This is a genomic window from uncultured Chitinophaga sp. (assembly GCF_937898475.1).
In the GTDB taxonomy this organism is placed as follows: Bacteria; Bacteroidota; Bacteroidia; order Chitinophagales; family Chitinophagaceae; genus Chitinophaga.
This window is the reverse complement of the sequence record NZ_CALEJS010000025.1, coordinates 238,716-258,503: the sequence shown is the minus strand read 5'-3', so window position 1 is coordinate 258,503 and position 19,788 is coordinate 238,716. Positions and strand designations below refer to the sequence as shown.

Genomic DNA, 19,788 nt, shown 5'->3' with positions numbered 1-19,788 from the left:
GTAAACCAAAATCTTGTTATGAAAAGGATACCCCTTTTTTTGTGGGCCATTGTTTGCCTTGTTTTTAGCTATTGTCGGAAAGATCATCCTGTAAAAGGAACAGATAGCTATCAGATCACTATTGATGAAGCCAGGAAATTCTTTGATGAAGAACTGGCTAATACCACCAAACTTACGAAACGGCACGAGCTGATGGAACGGCCCGACTGGCAGCATGCTGCGGTAAAGCAGGCGGGCGGCAGGGAAGTGGTGGTAGTTCCCCTGGTATTTAAGCAGGATCTTACGATCCGTTCAAATGGAGACAGCGTTGCGTTGTCGCTTCAATCACTCACCAAATTGTTACTTTATAAAAAAGCCAGTGATCAGATTGTATCGGAGCTAGTCACTACCATTCCAGATAAAGCTTTCCTTAGTAATAAGGATGCTGCCACGAGGTTTACGGGCATGGTCTGGATTGAGGCCTGGAATGGTAGTGCTATTGGTGGCAACCGGTATGCGGCGGATGGGAGCATTACAGGTTTTGAGCTGGGCGCTGAGCGATGGGAGGATTCGCTACTGAAAGAGGCTGATTTTGAAGAGCAGTGGTGTTATGTAGATTTCTTTTATTGTGTGGATGCATCAGGGTATGTGACTTGTCGTTATAATTTTTCGCAGGCATATCGTTGTGGAGGAGGGTCTGTACCATATGGGCAATTGCCTGGGGGACTTTACCCGGTGTATGGAAGTGGGGGAGGGAATGGCAGTGTGGGAAGTATGCCGCAACCGGATGCAACGATAGGGATTGGGTTGAATACGGTGATTTTGGCGGCGCCGGATAAGCCGATAGTGGATCCGTATCAGTATAAGAGGTGTTTTAATAGGGATAGCAGGAATACATATAAGATAATTTTGTATGTGGATCAGCCGAAAGCAGGGACGAGAGCATTGGTATCGGATGATGACGGCAACACAGATCTAAAATCAGTAAAGAATGATAGTAAGAACTTTGGACATACGTGGATCACTTTTGAAGAGAAAAGACCAAATGGAGCGATTGTCCGAAGGTCGTTAGGATTTTGGCCAAGTACGGATGTTGATTTAAGAAGCCATGCGGCCCCGGGTATCCTTAATGATGATGGAGGAAGAGATTATGATGTAAGTTTGGAGATAGGATTAAGAAAAGATGCATTTTTTGATCTATTAGATGATTGTAGTTTGGGAAATTTAGAACGATACAACCTTAATATTAATAATTGTACAGGATGGGCAATTGACAAGCTTTACAACAATGTGTCTATTTCTTTACCGAAGACTATTGCTTCTTGGGGATTAGGACGTGGCGAAGGACCTACACCAGGAAATTTAGGCGAAGATATCCGACAACTCGATTTAGGAAGTATTCTTTACAATTCAAAGGTTACAAGTGTAAAAAGGGATGTATTAATGGGTATAAGTTTGAAAAATTTTGGAAACTGTCCAATTTCAGCTGAGCCATAGTATATAATGCCAGGGCATGAGTTCAGTTATTCTATTGTAACTACAAAAATTCAAAGCGACATGAAACCAATTTCCGTTGCTGCAACACTTATTCTCTTTACAATTTTTTCTTCTTGCCGTTTTTTCAATTTCACCTCAGAACCTAAATGGGATAATTTGACAAGCTTCAAAATGTATGCATTCAACTATGCAAAACCTTTGAACGAGCTTAAAGATAGTGAAATGGACACTCTTGTCTCTATTGATATACCATTAGAGGAGGCGAAGAAAATATTTAAAGACAGAGTAAAACCTACATATAGTTTTTCATTGTACAAAACAATGATATTGTGTAGGTTAACATTTAAAGATGCTCCTGATAGACGCTTTATTATTAGTAGTTATGGCGCATTTTTTACTGACTTATATGCAGATCGTTTATATAAGGTTAAGCCGGAATTCCACGAGGAATGGAGGAGTTTTGTGTCCGGTTATGAGCGCATGCTGCTCGATAAGAACTATCGAAAACATTTTCCGAATGAAGATACCACCCAATGGTATCGCGGAGATTGACTAACCATCCTTTTTTCCAACGCTATATACTTATACCACACGAGAGGTTTCCACCTCTCTGGAAAAATATTGACTTGAGGGTTTTCACACGAAAAGCACAAAAGAAAACCCGGGGGGTATCTACCCCCTGGTATCCTATTATCCTCCTATACCCATGTATCTTTTTTCAATGGTGTAAACAAATACGATGTAAAAAGGGTTTCTACCCTTTTATAGCTTTTGTTTCATACTGAATGTAGGGTGTAAGATAAGGAGGGTGTCCACCCTCCTCCATTTTAACTCATGATACAAAATAATAACGGCATTTTGGTTGATCATAGTTAGCATATCAAAAACAGTAAGCGTACCAGGGAGGGTGTCTACCCTCCTCTGGTTTTATTTTGAGTTGTTAAAGTTTAATCATGGAATAGTTTAACAAACAGGCGGAGTATATACTCCGCCTGACTTATTCCGGCAACGTTTGCGTAAAAAAAATTCCCTTTTACCTGCATATTTCCGTAGCTTAACCCACGCCGCCAGCTTAAAATTCCATGTTGATGAAAGTACTTGCCATTAGCATTCTTATATTGTTCCGCACTATGCTGCTGTCTGCACAAGACAAGCCATATACTATTGTGGTAGCCGCAGACGGAACAGGCGCATTTACCTCCATACAGGCTGCCGTTAACAGCATCCGCGATTTTACTCCCCTCGCCCCCGTAAAGATCTTCATTAAAAAAGGCGTATACCGGGAGAAACTGGTGATCCCCACCTGGAAAACAGGCATCCATCTTATCGGCGAAAGCCGCGATAGCACCATCATCACCAATGCGGATTTCTCCGGTAAGCCCTTCCCCGGGAAGGATTGGATGGGCAAAGACAAATTCAACACCTTTACTTCTTATACCGTGCTCCTGGCAGGCGATGATTGCCGCCTCGAAAATCTAACCATCGAAAATGCCGCCGGCCAGGTGGGACAAGCCGTTGCCCTCCACGTAGAAGGAGACCGCTGCATCGTCAGCAACTGCCGCCTGCTGGGCAACCAGGATACCCTGTACGCAGGCAGAGCAGGCAGCCGGCAATATTTTACCGGCTCCTACATAGAAGGCACTACAGATTTTATCTTCGGCGCCTCCACCGTGCTATTTAACAATTGTACTATCCACAGTAAAAAAGATTCTTACATTACCGCTGCTTCCACCACCAGCCGCCAGCCATATGGATTTGTGTTCCTGCATTGTAAACTGACAGCCGTCAACGCCGCTGCAAAGGTGTACCTCGGACGCCCCTGGCGCTCCCACGGGGCGGTCATATTTGCGGAGTGCTGGCTGGGCGCCCACATCCTCCCGGAAGGATGGCATAATTGGGACAATGCAGCGAACGAACAAACCGCCCGTTATGCAGAATACAACAACAACGGGCCGGGCGCCGGTACGAAGGGGCGCGTAAAATGGGCGCATCAGCTGACAGCTGCAGATGCCCAAAAATTAACGGCAGCAACCATTTTTGGCGACTGGGATCCTTTGCAGCATTGACAGCTGAAAAGTGCCCCGCTTTATTATTGAAACGTGAATATGTTTTTGTCCTGATGAATAAGTGTTATTGTAACAATTATATAAAGATTGCCTTCGGCATATTACTGTTATTCGCTTCAAACGTACACGCCCGTCAACAGCCGGTTATCGATTGGGGAGGAGATAAGCTGCTGAACGCCTATCTTATGCAACATCTGCATCAGCGTTATGATGTGCGTACACAGCAGGTACAGAAGGCCCTGCAATCTCCCGCAGGGGTCAGATCCTATCAGCAGCATGTACGAACCGCTTACCGTGCTCTCCTCGGCGCACTGCCCGTTAAAACGCCGTTGCAGGCGGTTGTTACGGGACAAATACAGCAGGATGGATACCATATTGAAAAGATCATCTATCAAAGTTTTCCTGGACACCATGTTACGGCCAATCTTTATGTGCCGTCTGGCAGCGGACCGTTTCCGGGGCTGCTGTTGTTTTGCGGCCATGAGCCGGAGGCAAAGGCCACGCCTTCTTACCAGCGGTCAGCGATTCTCCTGGCCAGGAAAGGTTTCGTGGTGTTAGTGATCGACCCGGTGTCCCAGGGAGAACGTCACCAGTTAACGGATAGCAAAGGACATCCGCTTACCAGGGGCGGCACCACTGAACATACTTTGCTGAATGCCGCCGCAGCACTGGTAGGATCCAGCGTAGCGGCGTATGAGTTATGGGATAATAAACAAGGCCTGGAATACCTGCTGAGCCGCAAGGAAGTAGATACCACGCGCATCGGCTGCCTGGGCAACTCCGGCGGCGGTACACAAGCGGCCTGTTTTATGGCATATGACAGCCGTATAAAAGCGGCCGCCGTCTGCAGTTATATCACTACCCGGGAAAGAACGTTTGAATTGGCAGGGCCGCTGGATGGTTGTGTACAGCTACCCAAGGAGGGAAAGATGGGCATAGAGATCACGGATTATATGCATTTGATGGCCCCCAGGCCATTGCTGGTGCTCTCCGGCAGGTATGATTTTGTGGATTATACCGGGACTGAGCAGGCTTACAAAGAGGCCAAACAGTGCTATCAGGTATTGGGAGCTGCAGATCATATACAGCTGGTAACGGTAGATGATGGTCACGGCATCTCCCAACCCAAACGCGAAGCAGCCGCCCGCTGGTTCAGGAAATGGTTCTACAATGATGATCAGCCGGTAGCAGAAGCACCCGCTGCCGTATTAGCGCCTGCCGCTCTTTTTGCCAGCAAAACCGGAGAAGTGAACAACAGCTTTGCCGGAGAGATAACGGTGCAGCAACATATCCTGCAGCAGGCTACAGCGTTCGCACAAAAGCGCAGGCAATTCCTGAACAATACTAACGGCAACGCTTTTGCCGATACCCTGCGCCATCTGCTGGGCATTGCGCAACAGCGCGCAGGCGTACAGGCAGCGCGGCTAAAGCCTGGAGCCGGACAAACAGAAAGGCTGTTGCTACGATCTGAAGGTGAGCCGCCGCTGCCGATTGTTATTGTCCGCCCGGCGCCGCAGCTGCCGTTGAAAGGAATAGTTGTATTGCTGCACGATGAAGGGAAGCAGCGATTGCAGGACAGCAGTGCACTAATTCAATCTTACCTGCAAAACGGATATGCACTGGTACTGCCCGATCTGCGGGGCATGGGCGAAACTGCCGATAATCCTGCATTCAACCATACAAAGTTCTATAATAAAGAATACCGGAATGCTATCTCTTCGCTTCACCTGGGAAAACCTTTGATGGGACAACGGGTAACGGATCTGCTACTCGTGCTGGACTATCTCCGGGCAGATAGTTTACTCCGTACATCCCGCATCACCGTGCGTGCCTCCGGGCTGAGTGCGCTGGTAGCACTGCATGCAGCGGCGATAGATGATCGTATCGATCATCTGCAGGCAGATAAATACCTGCCCTCTTTCCTGGATATCCACCGGAATGTAATTGAAAAGAACTGGTACAGCTATGTTATACCAAATGTGTTGCAGTATTATGATGTTCCGGACCTGGTCAGGATAGTTGATAAGCGGTTTGCATTTCCGTAATTATCCGGTTATGTTTGTAGGTAGTACACTATAGTATAGATACGTTGTGAAAAATTTTTAATCTTTCGATCAGCATTCAATGTCTCTCAGATCTTTTTTATTGACCGGTATAGTTACGATCATGGTGTTTGGCTGTTCATCACCGCCCGCACAGCAGGAAGAACAGATACAAAGCCTGCCGATGGAGATCCTTTCCCTGGATCAGCTGGATGCATTTGCTCCTGCAAAGGGCGCCTGGCAGCTGGCAGGCAATGTATACGCTAACCCGGATCAGCCTTACAGCATGGAGCTCGCAGAAGGAAGCGGCATACTCGCGGGTATTCATCCCTCCAACGCCGCTGATACCACAGCGATCCATACCAAATGGGAACATCGTGATATGGACCTGGAACTGGATTTTATGTTGTCTGCAGGTGCTGCGGGCGCGATTGTTTTCCAGAATGATTATCCTTTGTTATTAACAGACAGCTGGCTGAAAGACAGTGCTACGGCAGATCTCTGTGGTGCTGTACCCGGGCAGCCGCCGCTGTTAAATGCGTGCAAAGCGCCGGGTCTGTGGCAACACCTTGAAATAAAGTTCCGGGCCAAACCCGCAGGGCAGCAATATGCAGCGCAATTTGAAATGGTGAAGCTGAATGGCAGTATCATTCATGATACTACGCTGCAACGCATGCTGCCCGCTGAAGGAACATTGGGATTTCGTGTAACGAAGGGCAGTATCGCTTTCCGCAACATCCGCTACAAAACATATAACGATGAACGGGTAAAACTGGCGGATGTACAGTATCGTGTATACAAGGGCGTATTCAAGAACCATGATACGCTACAGCAATTTACGCCTGTGAGAACAGGACGTACTGATTCACTGACGTACCGGGTGGGTGATAAGCGCGGCCACCTCTTACTGGAAGGTAAGCTGATTGTACCTGTAACAGGACAGTATGTTTTTCGTATACAGGCCGGCGGCCCTATCTGCCTGAAAATAGATACGGTGGAGATCGCCAGCAACGGTGGTACCAGGGATTTTCAGCGGCCGTTCTATGGTGATACTGTTTTACAACAAGGCGAACATGCTTTCCAATTGAGCTATGCTAACTACGATGAAAGCATGGTACTGTTATATGAAGGTCCGCATATCCCTTTCACTGCTTTAACAACGCCGGCGTCTGAACGTAGCGTGGAAGCAGATCCTTTAATGGAGTACGTGGTAAAGCAGGAGGCGGTTACACAGCGCGGTTTTATGCGGCATCACGGCAAGGTGAACCCTTACAGCATGGCCATCGGTATACCGGGCGGATTGAACTATGCATACGATATGGTGAATTACAGTCCGCTGATGGCATGGCGCGGTCGCTATTTAGATGTGGCGGAAATGTGGCATGAACGGGGAGAGAAACAACTGGCTAAACCTTTGGGCGCCGTACTGGAGCTGGCGGGCGTGCCCTGCATTGCAGCACTATCTTCCCCGGATGCTGACTGGCCGGATGCTATCCGGGAAGACAGCAGCAGCTATACCAATCGCGGCTACCGTTTACTTCCCAATGGCCTGCCTGTATTCTTCTATACCTTGCATCAATGGCAGGTAGAAGACCAGTTGTCGCCCCGCGAAGATGGTAAAGGGCTGAACAGGGATGTTACTGTTATCACGCAGGAAGCTGCGAAAGAAACGGGCTACTGGCTCCTGGCCAGCGGCGGTTTGATTGAACAGCTGCCGGATGGCAGCTATGCCGTAGATGATAAAAGCTACTATATAAAAACAGACGGCGATGTGCAGCTACAGCAGCACAACCATCAATACCGTTTGCTGGCGCCTTTGCCATCCGGCACAGGGTCTTTTAAAATACATTATTCCATTAGCTGGTAAATGATCATGATGAGGAAGTTATATAGTCCCATTTGCTTATTGCTCTGTATTGCACTGCTGCCGTTTACAACGAATGCACAGTCGGAGATGAAGGCCAGGGAAAGTAAATACTACACTATTTCGGATGTACCCATACCTGATAGCGTGATCCTGGAGGTAGGCGGACTGGCATTTACGCCGGATGATAAACTGGGTGTGGTTACTCGTCACGGCGAGATATGGGTGATCGCAGATCCCTACCAAAAGAGATCCAGGCAACCGCAGTACACCCGTTTTGCAAAAGGTATGCATGAAACGCTGGGTCTTGCCTGGCATAACGGTTCCTTCTATACGACGCAGCGGTCGGAACTCACCCGTGTAACTGATACAAATGACGATGGTAAAGCGGATGTATTCCAGACTATCGCTTCCTGGCCTTTGTCGGGCAACTATCATGAATACTCTTATGGTCCGCTGTTCATGCCGGATGGCAATATGATCATTACGCTCAACCTCTCCTGGATAGGAAGGGGCGCCAGCCTGGCCAAATGGAGAGGCTGGATGATGCAGGTAAAACCGGATGGCAGTATGCGCCCGTTTGCAGCGGGTATGCGCTCTCCTGCAGGTTTTGGATTGATGGAGAACGGTGATCTTTTCTTTGCTGAAAACCAGGGCGACTGGATAGGATCAGGCAGGATCACTCACATAAACTATGGTGATTTTGCAGGGCATCCCGCAGGGCTGCGCTGGGCGGGAGAGTATGGTTCGCCCATCAGATTAAGGCCGGAACAGTTCCCGGATTCTATTGGCCTCATGCATGATTTTGGCCGCGGCAAACCAGGCTTCAAAGAGCCGAGTGTATGGTTTCCGCACACACTAATGGGTATTTCCACTGCCGATATACTGGCCATCAATACAGATGCATTCGGTCCCTTCCGCGGCCAGCTGCTGGTAGGCGATCAGGGCCACAGTAAAGTGATGCGTGCCTTTCTTGAAAAAGTAAATGGTCAGTACCAGGGCGCCTGTTTTCCTTTCCTGGAAGGTTTTTCATCCGGCGTACTGCGCCTGGCCTGGGGCAGCGATCACTCTTTGTTTGTGGGAATGACCAGCCGTGGATGGGCGTCTACGGGCCCCAGGCTGTACGGCTTGCAGCGCGTTTCCTTCAAAGGCAATACGCCATTTGAAATAAAGGCAATGCGTGCGCAGAGCAATGGCTTTGAACTGGAGTTCACGATGCCGGTTAATAAACAACAGGCGGCGAACGCGGACCTGTACAGCATTACCGGCTTTACCTACAGTTATCACAGTAAGTATGGAAGCCCTATTATCAATCAACAACCCTGTGAGGTTGTTAAAAGCGAAGTGTCGGAAGATGGACGCCGTGTGCGCATTTATGTAAATGGCCTGCGGGAAGGCTATATTCATGAGCTGAACGTAAAAGGGCTGCGCTCACAATCAGGAATGACGCTGTTGCATAATGTTGGCTACTACAGCCTGAACGCTATTCCCAAGGGCAGCGGCCCTGCCTGTGCGATCACACCGCAAAGCCTGGCAGCAGCGGGTAGTAACAAAGGCGGCTGCGGCAGCGACCCGGAAAAATGTGTCACCACACAACCGGCTTCCTGGACAAAAGGGGCAGATGTAGTGATACAGATCGGCACCAAACCGGGATTGAAATTTGACATAGAACAGATACAGGTGCCTGCAGGCAGTAAAGTGAAGCTGGTGTTCAATAACAATGACGACATGCTGCACAACCTGGTGATCGTAAATCCGGGTAAAGGTAACGATGTTGGAAAACTGGCAATGGATATGGGCCTCAGCGGCTCGCAGCAGGCATATGTACCGGCATCAAAGGATGTGTTGTTCAATACGTGTCTGTTGCAACCGGAAACATCACAGACCATTTATTTTACAGCGCCCAACACACCGGGCGACTATACATATGTATGTACTTTCCCCGGACACTATGCCGTGATGAAAGGTATCTTAAAAGTTGTAAAGAAAGTTTAACAGTTTGAGCGTTTGAAAGTTGGAAGCTGCCCGGTTATTTCAACCTTCTTCAAACTTTCAAACCCTCAAATCTTCAAACAAAATCTGTATGAAGCGTATTTTGCTGAGCTGTTTTTTTCTTTGGTCGTTTGCGTATGCACAGGATAAGGCGGCGGTATTGAATACCGGCAAGCTGGATAAATATGTGCGCTATTTTAACGGGATGGATAAAGAGGAGGTGAAGAATTATGTGCCGGATGAGCAGGCGTCCCAATGGCTTGGACAAAACATTCCTTTACTGGATTGCCCGGATTCAGTGATTGAGCAAACCTATTATTATCGCTGGTGGAGCTTCCGTAAACACCTGAAGCAAACACCTGCGGGATTCATCTTCACAGAGTTTATCATTCCTGTTAAGCATGCAGGACAGTATAATGCATTAAGCTGCGCTACAGGTCATCATATTTACGAGGGGCGCTGGCTGCGTGACGGGCAGTATATTGATCAGTACATCCGTTACTGGCTGGAGAAAGATAAGCTGCAGCAACGCCCGCGCTTTCACCAGTTCAGCAGCTGGGTGGCAGATGCCGTTTACAACCGCTACCTGGTGAATGGCGACAGCGCCTTTGTGGTGAGCCTGCTGGATTCGCTGGATAAAGACTATCGTTTGTGGGAGCAGGAAAGAGCCTTGCCCAACGGGCTGTTCTGGCAGCATGATGTGAAAGATGGTATGGAAGAATCCATCAGCGGCGGCCGCAGGGAAAAGAATATCCGTCCCACCATCAACAGCTATATGTACGGCAATGCCAGAGCGCTCGCCATGCTGGCTGCGATGGCAGGTAATGATACCCTGCAGCAACGTTATACCCGGCTGGCGGCACAGCTTAAAAAACTGGTGCAGGATACGCTGTGGGATCAACAGGCGGCTTTCTTTAAAGTCCGTAAGCAGAAAGGTGGTGCACTTTCAGACGCCAGGGAGGAGATCGGGTTTATTCCCTGGTATTTCAATCTGCCGGATGATGATCCAAAGTATGCAAAAGCCTGGCAACAGTTAACAGACCCTGAAGGATTTAACGCACCCTGGGGCATCACTACCGCAGAGATGCGTCACCCGGCCTTCCGTTCTCATGGCAGCGGCGGCTGCGAATGGGATGGCGCTATTTGGCCCTTTGCCACTACACAAACGCTGAAAGGCCTGGCTAATCTATTGACCCGTTACCGTTATCATAACGGCCTTACGGCGCAAAACTATTTGCAGGCATTACACACCTATGCGCGTTCACATCAGAAGAATGGAAAGCCCTACCTGGGAGAATACCAGGACGAACAAACCGGTTACTGGTTGAAAGGAGATGATCCGCGCAGCAGCTATTACAATCACTCCGGCTTTTGCGACCTGGTGATCAGCGACCTGGCAGGTATCAGGCCCCGCAGGGATGACAAGCTGGAGTTATACCCGCTGATACCCGCTTCATGGGATTGGTTTACGCTTGACCAGGTGCCGTATCATGGCCGCCTGATCACCATCATCTGGGATAAGACGGGTAAAAGATATGGAAAAGGAAAAGGTGTTCACATACTCTCCGATGGAGAGGAGATCTACAGCGCTCCGCAGTTGAAGCATATGCTTGTTCAGCTTCCGGCTAAGCAACAGGCACAAACATTATGGTATAACAGCCCGGCAAATAAATGGACCAGCGCATTACCCATCGGTAACGGCCGTTTAGGTGCAATGATCTACGCAGGCGCACATACAGAGCATATACAGTTCAATGAGTCTACACTGTGGACAGATGGCCCCCGTGAGCATGCCCGTCCGGGTGCGGTAAAATACCTCCAGCAGATCAGAGACCTGCTGGAGGCCGGTAAACAAAAAGAAGCAGAAGACCTGGCAGGAGAGCAGTTTATGGGGTTGAAAAGTGCGCCACCGGCGTCCCGATATGAGGCCGCTTATCAACCCTTTGCTGACCTGTGGCTGCGTTTTCATGACACCATGGCAACGCTAAGTAATTACCGCAGGGAGCTGGATCTTAATACGGCCATCTCACGTACTTCTTATACGGCAGATGGAGTAAACTACACGCGCGAATACCTGGCCAGCGCTCCGCAACAGGCCATCGTAACACAGCTGAGAGCCAGTAGCCCCGGTCACATCAGCTTTACAGCGCAGCTCACCACCCTGCACAAGGAGTATAGCACCCGCAGGATAAATGACAGTACAATAGCGCTTTCATTGAAAGTGGCCAATGGTGTACTGAAAGGAGAAAGCTGGCTGAAGGTCAGCACCAAACAGGGAAAGGTAACTGTTAACGACAGCAGCATAGTGGTTACTAACGCCAATGAAGCTACGTTATATTTGACAGCAGCCACAAACTTCTGCAATTACAAAGTGGTATCGGGTAACCCGGCTGCGTTGTGCGGGCAGACTATCGCCAAACTGTCCGGACTAAACTATAACAGTATTCGTAAAGCGCATATTAAAGACTATCAGCGGTACTTTAATACTTTCTCGCTTAACCTGGGCAATGGCCAGGTGCAGCTGCCTACAGATCAGCGTATCAGGCAGTTCAGCGCTGCCACCGATCCTGCGCTTGCGGCGCTGTATGTACAGTATGCCCGCTATCTCATGGTATCCGGCTCCAGGCCGGGATCGCAGCCGCTGAACCTGCAGGGTATCTGGAACGATCTGTTGTCGCCCCCCTGGGACAGTAAGTATACTACCAACATCAACCTGGAAATGAACTACTGGCCGGCGGAAGTGTTGAACCTTTCCGCCTGTACAGAACCGCTGGTGCGGCTGATCCGCGAAGTGTCTGAAGCAGGCCGCGTAACAGCCAGGGAACATTACGGCGCCTCCGGCTGGGTACTGCATCATAATACAGATCTGTGGAGAGGTACGGCCCCTATCAATGCATCCAACCATGGTATATGGGTAACGGGCGGCGCCTGGCTCAGCCATCATCTATGGGAGCATTACCTGTATACCAGGGATAAAGCATTCCTGCAGCAAACGGCTTACCCGGTGATGAAGGAAGCGGCCCGTTTCTTTGTGGACTTCCTGGTAAAAGATCCTGCAACGGGATGGCTGATCAGCACACCTTCCAATTCACCTGAACAGGGAGGTTTGGTGGCTGGCCCTACCATGGACCATCAGCTGATACGCGATCTGTTTGCCAACTGCGTACAGGCCAGCGAAATATTACAAACGGATGCAGCCTTCCGTAATACGCTGCAGGCAAAGTATAAGCAGATAGCGCCTAACCAGGTAGGTAAACATGGCCAGCTGCAGGAGTGGATGCAGGATATTGATGATCCGAAGAATGAACACCGGCACGTATCTCATCTCTGGGGTGTATTTCCCGGTACGGATATCACGTGGGATCGTTCACCTGATCTGATGAAGGCTGCACGTCAATCGCTCATCTACCGCGGTGACGGCGGCACCGGCTGGAGCCTGGCCTGGAAGATCAATCTCTGGGCGCGTTTCAAAGATGGCAACCATACGCTGAAGATGATCAACACCCTGTTAACACCGGCGGAAGATCCGAATGGAAGAGTACATGGTGGTTCTTATACCAACCTGTTTGATGCACATCCGCCTTTCCAGATAGATGGTAATTTCGGCGGCGCTTCAGGTATTGCAGAAGCCCTGCTGCAAAGTCATATGGAGTATATTGAGCTGCTGCCCGCCTTGCCGGATGCATGGCCTGCAGGTGATGTAAAGGGCATCTGCGCCAGGGGAGGATATGTACTGGACTACAGCTGGCAGCGCGGACAGCTGCAGCAACTAACGGTAAAGGCTACTGCAAACGGTAACTGCGAGTTAAGATATAAGCAGGAAAAACTGCGGTTTAATGCGCAAAAGGGAAAGGCCTATCACTTCCGTATAGCAGATGGCAAATTCGTAAAATCCTGATGCTATGCTGAGACTGGCTTGCCTTACATTTCTTGTACTATATTCTGCTGGCTTATCTGCACAGCAGGTAAAACCGGAAGCTACAGAAGACTGGTCGTACAAACCACCGCTGGTTATGCCGGGTAAAAAGGGCCGTCCGCCTTCTGATGCTATTGTACTCTTTAGCGGTCAGAAAGACCTGGATCAATGGGAGCACCCGGACAGCAGCGCTGTAAAATGGAAAGCGAAAGGGCGTACACTCACCATTGTGCCAAAAACAAAGGATATACGTACCAAACGGGCTTTCGGTAATATGCAGCTGCACATAGAATGGAAAACGCCGGATCCGAAGGAAGATAAAGGCCGTAATGACGCAGGTAATAGCGGCGTACTGTTTATGGGCCTCTATGAGCTGCAGATCTATGAATCATATCAATATGCTACCCGCATCTATTATAATGGCCAGGCGGGCAGTATCTATAAACAGTATGCGCCACGGGTAAATGCCTGTTTGCCGCCTGAAAGCTGGCAGGTGTTTGACGTGGTGTTTGAAGCGCCGGTGTTTAACCCTGATCAGACCCTGAAAACACCCGCCTGTATCACGGTCTTTCACAACGGTGTACTGATACTGCATCATGTGGCTATCAAAGGCCCCATGGTATATGCCGGCTATCCGCAGTATACGTATCATGCCAACAAACTGCCGCTGGTACTGCAGGAGCATAACAGTCGTGTGAGCTTTCGCAATATCTGGGTAAGGGAATTATGAAATACGGGAAGTTTTGTATATTGAGTGTGAGGTACCCTTTTATCCCATGAACCATTTTAAGACCGCTGTACTCCCGCTCCTGCTCGTGTTGTTTTCCCTGCAAGCTTTTGCCCAGGAGGAAGGTTTCCCGGAACACGTAGGTGAAATATTATTTGACAGCCTGCAGGATGACCCCCGTTTTACTATATGTAATGCGAAACAGGTGTTCCAGTACTACAACACCAATTCTTACTACAAGGAACATAAGCAGGAGATCGTAAAATATTTGCTGAGCCACTATGAGCCTGAGGGCGACCTGGATGATCAGAACGGTTATCTCACCGTTAAGTTCATTATCAACTGTAAAGGTGAAACAGGCCGTTTCCGCATTTTTGAGATAGATAATAATTATCAGCCGGTATCATTCAACAAGGCTTTGTCGGGCCGCCTGCTCAGCCTTGTAAAACAACTTCGCGGATGGCAGCCGGCTGTTTATAAAGGACAGATATACGATAGCTACCAGCATATTACTTTCCGTATCAGGAAGGGTAAAATAATCAGTATTACCCCATGAAACACCTATACCTCCTCCTTTGCTGCGGTATGATCAGCGTAGCGGGAAAAGGCCAGCTGAACTGCGATGCATTTACAGATTCCGCCTCCGTACGTGGCTGCAGGCTGTATAACTATGCCATCACGTTTTACCAGGGCTCCAGGCTTAACCAGCAATACCTGGACAGTGCCGTAGGGGTATGTCCCACCCTGGCAGAGGGCTGGCGTGCACTGAGTGTGCCATATCTTAAGAGAGGTGATTTTGCTGCCTGGCGCAGGTACCTGGATAAGGCAGTAGCATTGGAACCCCTGAAAACACTGGATGTGCGCGGCTGGTGCAGGTTCAAGTTCCTGCGCGATTACGAAGGCGCGCTGCAGGATCTGAAACGCTTTGATACCCTGTCTGGCTTTGCCCACCGGCATACAGGCGATGGCACTTACAGCCTGTATGTAGTGATGGCATTATGCGAAAGAGAGCTGGGAAATTATGATGCCGCCGCCCGTTATTTCGCCAAAGGAATTGACAGCATCTTTTATATGAAAGGGAAGGACTTTATCGGGCTCTTCGATTTCCTGCACCGGGCGGTAATGAAGATCAGGATCGGAGATTATAATGGCGCGCTGGCAGACCTGGAGCAGGAAGAAAAGATCTGTAAAAACTACGTGGAGGTAGCTTATTACAAGGGTGTTGTTTACCGCGCGATGGGCAAACATCAGCATGCGAAAGAACAGTTCGAAGCCGCCCGCCGGCGGTGCAGGGACGGTTTCCGCATGACGGATATCTATTGTGAAATGCATGACGCAGTTTATCCTGCGGATATAGACGAAGCGCTGGCGCAACGCGAACTATGATGGAGTAGGATGAAATCCTGCCGCAAATTGCTTATATTCCAACACTTGTATGGATTATTCACGTTACGAAGCGGAAGATTTTGCGGCCAATGCGTCGTATCTGCGATATTATTTCAAACTAGACCCGGTAGATGTATTTTTCTGGCAGAACTGGATCAGCACGCATCCCGAAAAACTGGATGTGATCATGCGGGCAGACCGCCTTATCCGGTATACGGCCATGCATTTACCGGAGGGAGAAGCAGCGCAGCAACTGGAAAACACGCACCGTACACTGGCCGGAGATGCTCCCCGGGAACTGGCGCCCGCTGCACCCACTATGCAGAGCCGGCTCACCCGCCTGTTTGCCGTAGCGGGCATTTTGGCCGCTGTGCTGGTGGGCATTGCGTTTATGTTCCATTACAGTACCCGTCTTTCAAAAGCTGCCCCATCCGGTATGCAGCACAGCATCAACAACAGTCATACGCCACTCACTATTCACCTGGAAGACAGCAGCAGGGTTATCCTGCAGTCAGGCGCCAGGCTTTCTTATCCGCGAAAATTTGCCGGCGATAAAAGGGAAGTGTTCCTGGAAGGAGACGCTGTTTTTGAACTGCGTCATGATGCACGGCGTCCTTTCTATGTTTCCAATAACAGGCTGATGGCGCATTTGCAGGGAAGCAGCTTTTCTGTTAGCACCAACCGCCGGCGTGGCACGATAGCCGTCAGCATCAGCAATGGCAGGGTGGAAGTGCATGAAAGAAAGGATCAATAACAGCAAGGGAATGATATCAACACGCATGATCAAAGTTATTTGTTGCCTGGCTTTACTTATACAGGGTGCATTGATGGCCGGGGCCCAGGAACTTAATGAAAACTATTTTCAGCAACCGCCGTCTGCCTACGGCATCCGCTGCTGGTGGTGGTGGCTCAACGGCAACGTCAGCAAACAATCCATTACGCGCGACCTGGAGGCGATGAAGGAAAAAGGTTTCAGCGGCGCCAGCATTGTAGACGCTGGCGGACAGGATCAGCGGGGCAATGCCACGGTGCCTGCGGGGCCGATGTTTGGATCGCCCGCCTGGCAGGAACTGTTCAGGCATGCAGTAAAAGAAGCAAAGCGGCTGGGCCTTGAGCTCAGCCTGAATATACAGAGCGGCTGGAACCTGGGCGCCCCGGATGTGCAGCCGCAGGAGGCCGCTAAACACCTCAGCTGGTCTGAAACAATAGTAAGCGGCAACGGCGTACATACACTGCCGTTACCCCGGGCCGTACATGGGTTTTATAAAGACATTGTAGTACTGGCCTTTCCCTTGGGAGATACCGCAGGTATAAAACCCCTGCATCATCTGCGGCTGAAAGCTGCTTTTGATGAAGCAGGTATATCTGCTCCCGACACCCGTTACCTGCTGGAAGAAGATACTACCGCAAATTATCGCGTACATGCAGACAGCAGGAAAGTGATCGACATTTCCCGTCTGATGGATAGTACGGGCAGGCTTTCCTGGAAGGCGCCCGCAGGTAAATGGGTGGTGATCCGCATGGGGTATACGCTCAACGGCGCGGATATCTCTACTTCCAGCGATCAATGGAAAGGGCTGGTGATCGATCATATGAGCCGCCGGCACTTTACCCGTTATTGGGACACGCACGTAAAACCGCTGCTGGAAAGCATAGGCCCGGATGCGGGCACAACACTCCGTTACCTGCAGACAGACAGCTGGGAGCTGGGCGGCATTAACTGGACGGAAGATTTTATGCAGGAATTCCGTCGCAGGAGAGGATATGATCTGAAGCCTTTCCTGCCTGTAGTAGCAGGTAAGATCATAGACAGCAGGGAGGCGAGCAACCGTTTCCTGGCAGATCTGCGTAAAACGATCAGTGATTGTATAGCTGACAATCATTATAAAGTGTTCAGGGAAAAGGCCGCTGCCTATGGTATGGGTTTACAGGCGGAATCAGGCGGGCCGCACGCCGGGCCTTTTGACGGGCTGAAGAATTTAGGGCATAGCGAGATCATGATGGGCGAGTTCTGGTCGCCATCCCCCCATCGCCCGCGGCCGGAAAACCGCTTTTTTGTAAAACAGGCGGCCAGCGCGGCGCATATCTACAATAAGAAGTTGGTTGGAGCAGAAGCCTTCACCACCATTGGCCGTCACTGGGATGATGTTATCTGGGAGCATATGAAGCCCAGCTTTGATCATGAAATATGCGCCGGGCTCAATCTGACGGTACTGCATACCTTCACCAGTTCGCCGGCAGAGATGGGCGTACCCGGACAGGAATATTTTGCAGGCACGCATATTAATCCCAATGTTACCTGGTGGAAATATGCCGATGCTTTTTTCCGCTACATGGCGCGTACGCAGTATATGATGCAGGAAGGCCGTTTTGTAGCGGATGTGCTGTACTACTATGGAGATCATATACCCAATATTGTGCGGCGTAAAGAAGATGATCCCGCCGGTGTGCTGCCCGGCTATGATTATGATGTGATCAATGAAGAACGTCTGCTGGCGCTGCAGGTAAAGGAGGGACGGCTGGTATTGCCCCATGGCATGCAATACCGGGTACTGGTATTACCCGCGCACCGCGTGTTATCATTGGCTGCACTCCGCAAAGTACATCAGCTGGTGTTGGCAGGAGCAACGGTGATCGGTTCGCCCACACAGCGGATCATAAGCCTGGAACAGGGGCAGGCAGCACAACAGCAGTTACGGCAGCTGGTGGCAGCGTTATGGGGAAGGGATACTTTAAGCCGGGGCAGCCGGCAGGCAGGGAAAGGGCGTATGGTTTGGGGATATACCGCTGCAGCGTGGCTGTCGTCACAGGGAGTAGCGGCAGACTGCCATTTTGATGCGCCTGATACCGCATTTGGATATATCCATCGCCGTTGGAATGATGCCGACTATTATTTTGTCAGCAGCAGGCAGCGGGAAGCCTCTGCCGCGAAGGTAAGCTTTCGTGTAAGCGGCCGCCTGCCGGAGCGCTGGGATCCGGTAACCGGTCATACACAGCCGTTGGCAGCCTATACGCAGGCCAATGGCATTACTACAGTGCCGCTGTCTTTTGCGCCGTATGGGTCCTGGTTCATAGTGTTCAGGAAACCCGTTCCTGTTACGCAGCAGGGAACTGCCGTCGGCAACTTCCCGGAAATACGCCCGGTGGATACATTACACGGCCCCTGGCAGCTGCATTTTGACGAGCGCTGGGGAGGCCCGGCATCAGTAGTGTTCCCTGCCCTCAGCAGCTGGACCGAACGGCCGGAAGAAGGGATCCGTTATTACTCTGGTACTGCGGTATATCGCAAGGAATTTTCGGTAGATACAGGTAAACTGCAGGCAGGAAAGCCGCTGTACCTGAACCTGGGAAGCGTGAAGGATGTAGGCATTGCCAGTGTAACGCTCAATGGCCGGAAGCTGGGCGTACTATGGGCCCCACCATACCGTGTATCCATTAGCGGTATAGTGCAGGCAGGCAATAATGTACTGGAGATTGAAGTGATCAACAGTTGGCGTAACCGGCTGATAGGCGATCGTAATAAGCCCGAAGCGCAGCGTTTCACAAAAACAAATATTACTATCCGCCCGGAGTGGGCTTTGCAGGAATCGGGATTATTGGGACCGGTAACACTGGAAGCAGCGCACTAAGTATACAATTTTACACGTTCAAGTAGGCCGCGCAGGATCCTGAGCGCGCGCGCCAGCTGATGTTTCACCGTGGAAGGGCTGATGCCCATCAGCTCAGCCACCTCCTTGCGGGTAAAGCCTGAAACATAAGTAAGCTGAAATACCTTGGCAGACATAGGAGGCACTTTAGGGAGCACCAGTGACAGTTGATCCCATAGTTCGTCATGTTGTTCCTCATAGCCGGCGCTTGTTTCTTCGCCCACCAGGAGCTTTTTCAGTTTCTTTTTCCTGAGGGCCTCATTCCTGAGTTTGTTGAGGCACCTGTTACGGATAGAGCAATGCAGGAAACTCTTCAGCGAAACGTTGACACTGGTAAACAGTTTTCGTTCCCAGCAGTCCATAAAGAAATCCTGTACGGTGTCGTGAGCTTCCGTCTCATCATCGAGCATAGTAAGGGCTACGTAGACAAGCCACCTGCGGTACAGTTCGAAGAGTTGGGCAAACGCGGTGTCATCGCCATTCTGTAACCTGTTTAATAAAAGCTGGTCGTTTGTGTTCATGCAGCAGATATGATTGGGTTGGTAGATTAACATAATACACCAATCGCAGTCAATGCTATCAGCATGGAGGGAGGGCAGTAAAAATCACGGGCAGTTGGTAGAATTAAGAATTAATGACTAATAATTAAGCATCAGAGGGGCTTGTGTCCGG

Annotated in this window: 13 protein-coding genes; 12 read left to right on the top strand and 1 reads right to left on the bottom strand. The window is 50.0% G+C overall.

What is annotated here, in order from left to right:
- The first annotated feature begins 18 nt into the window (after positions 1 to 18).
- The 12 genes from Q0577_RS17210 to Q0577_RS17155 all read left to right on the top strand — a co-directional run bounded on the left by Q0577_RS17210 (position 19) and on the right by Q0577_RS17155 (position 19,098).
- On the top strand, positions 19 to 1,476 hold the full coding sequence (locus Q0577_RS17210; RefSeq protein WP_298738361.1) for a hypothetical protein: 1,458 nt from the start codon (positions 19 to 21) through the stop codon (positions 1,474 to 1,476).
- A gap of 60 nt (positions 1,477 to 1,536) precedes the next feature.
- Positions 1,537 to 2,028: a hypothetical protein gene (locus Q0577_RS17205; protein ID WP_298738360.1), complete on the top strand. Its 492-nt coding sequence runs from the start codon at positions 1,537 to 1,539 to the stop codon at positions 2,026 to 2,028.
- A gap of 536 nt (positions 2,029 to 2,564) precedes the next feature.
- Positions 2,565 to 3,542 carry a pectinesterase family protein gene (locus tag Q0577_RS17200; RefSeq protein ID WP_298738359.1) on the top strand — a complete coding sequence of 326 codons (978 nt, stop codon included), beginning with the start codon at positions 2,565 to 2,567 and terminating at the stop codon, positions 3,540 to 3,542.
- A 53-nt stretch (positions 3,543 to 3,595) separates the two neighbouring features.
- Positions 3,596 to 5,587, top strand: a complete 1,992-nt coding sequence (locus Q0577_RS17195; RefSeq protein WP_298738358.1) for an acetylxylan esterase — start codon at positions 3,596 to 3,598, stop codon at positions 5,585 to 5,587.
- A 79-nt stretch (positions 5,588 to 5,666) separates the two neighbouring features.
- The gene (locus Q0577_RS17190) at positions 5,667 to 7,451 is read left to right on the top strand and encodes a family 16 glycoside hydrolase (protein WP_298738357.1); all 1,785 of its coding nucleotides are present in this window, start codon (positions 5,667 to 5,669) and stop codon (positions 7,449 to 7,451) included.
- A gap of 9 nt (positions 7,452 to 7,460) precedes the next feature.
- On the top strand, positions 7,461 to 9,443 hold the full coding sequence (locus tag Q0577_RS17185) for a plastocyanin/azurin family copper-binding protein (RefSeq protein ID WP_298738356.1): 1,983 nt from the start codon (positions 7,461 to 7,463) through the stop codon (positions 9,441 to 9,443).
- A gap of 88 nt (positions 9,444 to 9,531) precedes the next feature.
- Positions 9,532 to 13,338, top strand: a complete 3,807-nt coding sequence (locus Q0577_RS17180) for a glycoside hydrolase family 95 protein (protein ID WP_298738355.1) — start codon at positions 9,532 to 9,534, stop codon at positions 13,336 to 13,338.
- Positions 13,339 to 13,342: 4 nt separating this feature from the next.
- Complete coding sequence (locus tag Q0577_RS17175; protein ID WP_298738354.1) at positions 13,343 to 14,086, top strand: DUF1080 domain-containing protein; 744 nt, start codon at positions 13,343 to 13,345, stop codon at positions 14,084 to 14,086.
- Positions 14,087 to 14,132: 46 nt separating this feature from the next.
- A complete protein-coding gene (locus Q0577_RS17170) occupies positions 14,133 to 14,639 on the top strand; it encodes a hypothetical protein (protein ID WP_298738352.1) in 507 nt (168 codons plus the stop codon).
- The gene (locus tag Q0577_RS17165; RefSeq protein ID WP_298738351.1) at positions 14,636 to 15,469 is read left to right on the top strand and encodes a hypothetical protein; all 834 of its coding nucleotides are present in this window, start codon (positions 14,636 to 14,638) and stop codon (positions 15,467 to 15,469) included. The genes Q0577_RS17170 and Q0577_RS17165 overlap by 4 nt, the downstream gene beginning before the upstream one ends.
- A 49-nt stretch (positions 15,470 to 15,518) precedes the next feature.
- Positions 15,519 to 16,223: a FecR domain-containing protein gene (locus Q0577_RS17160; protein WP_298738350.1), complete on the top strand. Its 705-nt coding sequence runs from the start codon at positions 15,519 to 15,521 to the stop codon at positions 16,221 to 16,223.
- 25 nt (positions 16,224 to 16,248) lie between these two features.
- On the top strand, positions 16,249 to 19,098 hold the full coding sequence (locus Q0577_RS17155) for a glycosyl hydrolase (protein ID WP_298738349.1): 2,850 nt from the start codon (positions 16,249 to 16,251) through the stop codon (positions 19,096 to 19,098).
- Here the strand turns inward: Q0577_RS17155 and Q0577_RS17150 are convergent.
- Entirely contained in the window at positions 19,095 to 19,637 is a 543-nt protein-coding gene (locus Q0577_RS17150) for a sigma-70 family RNA polymerase sigma factor (protein WP_298738348.1), read from the bottom strand. The two genes, Q0577_RS17155 and Q0577_RS17150, sit on opposite strands and share 4 nt — an antisense overlap.
- Between the last annotated feature and the right edge of the window lie 151 nt (positions 19,638 to 19,788).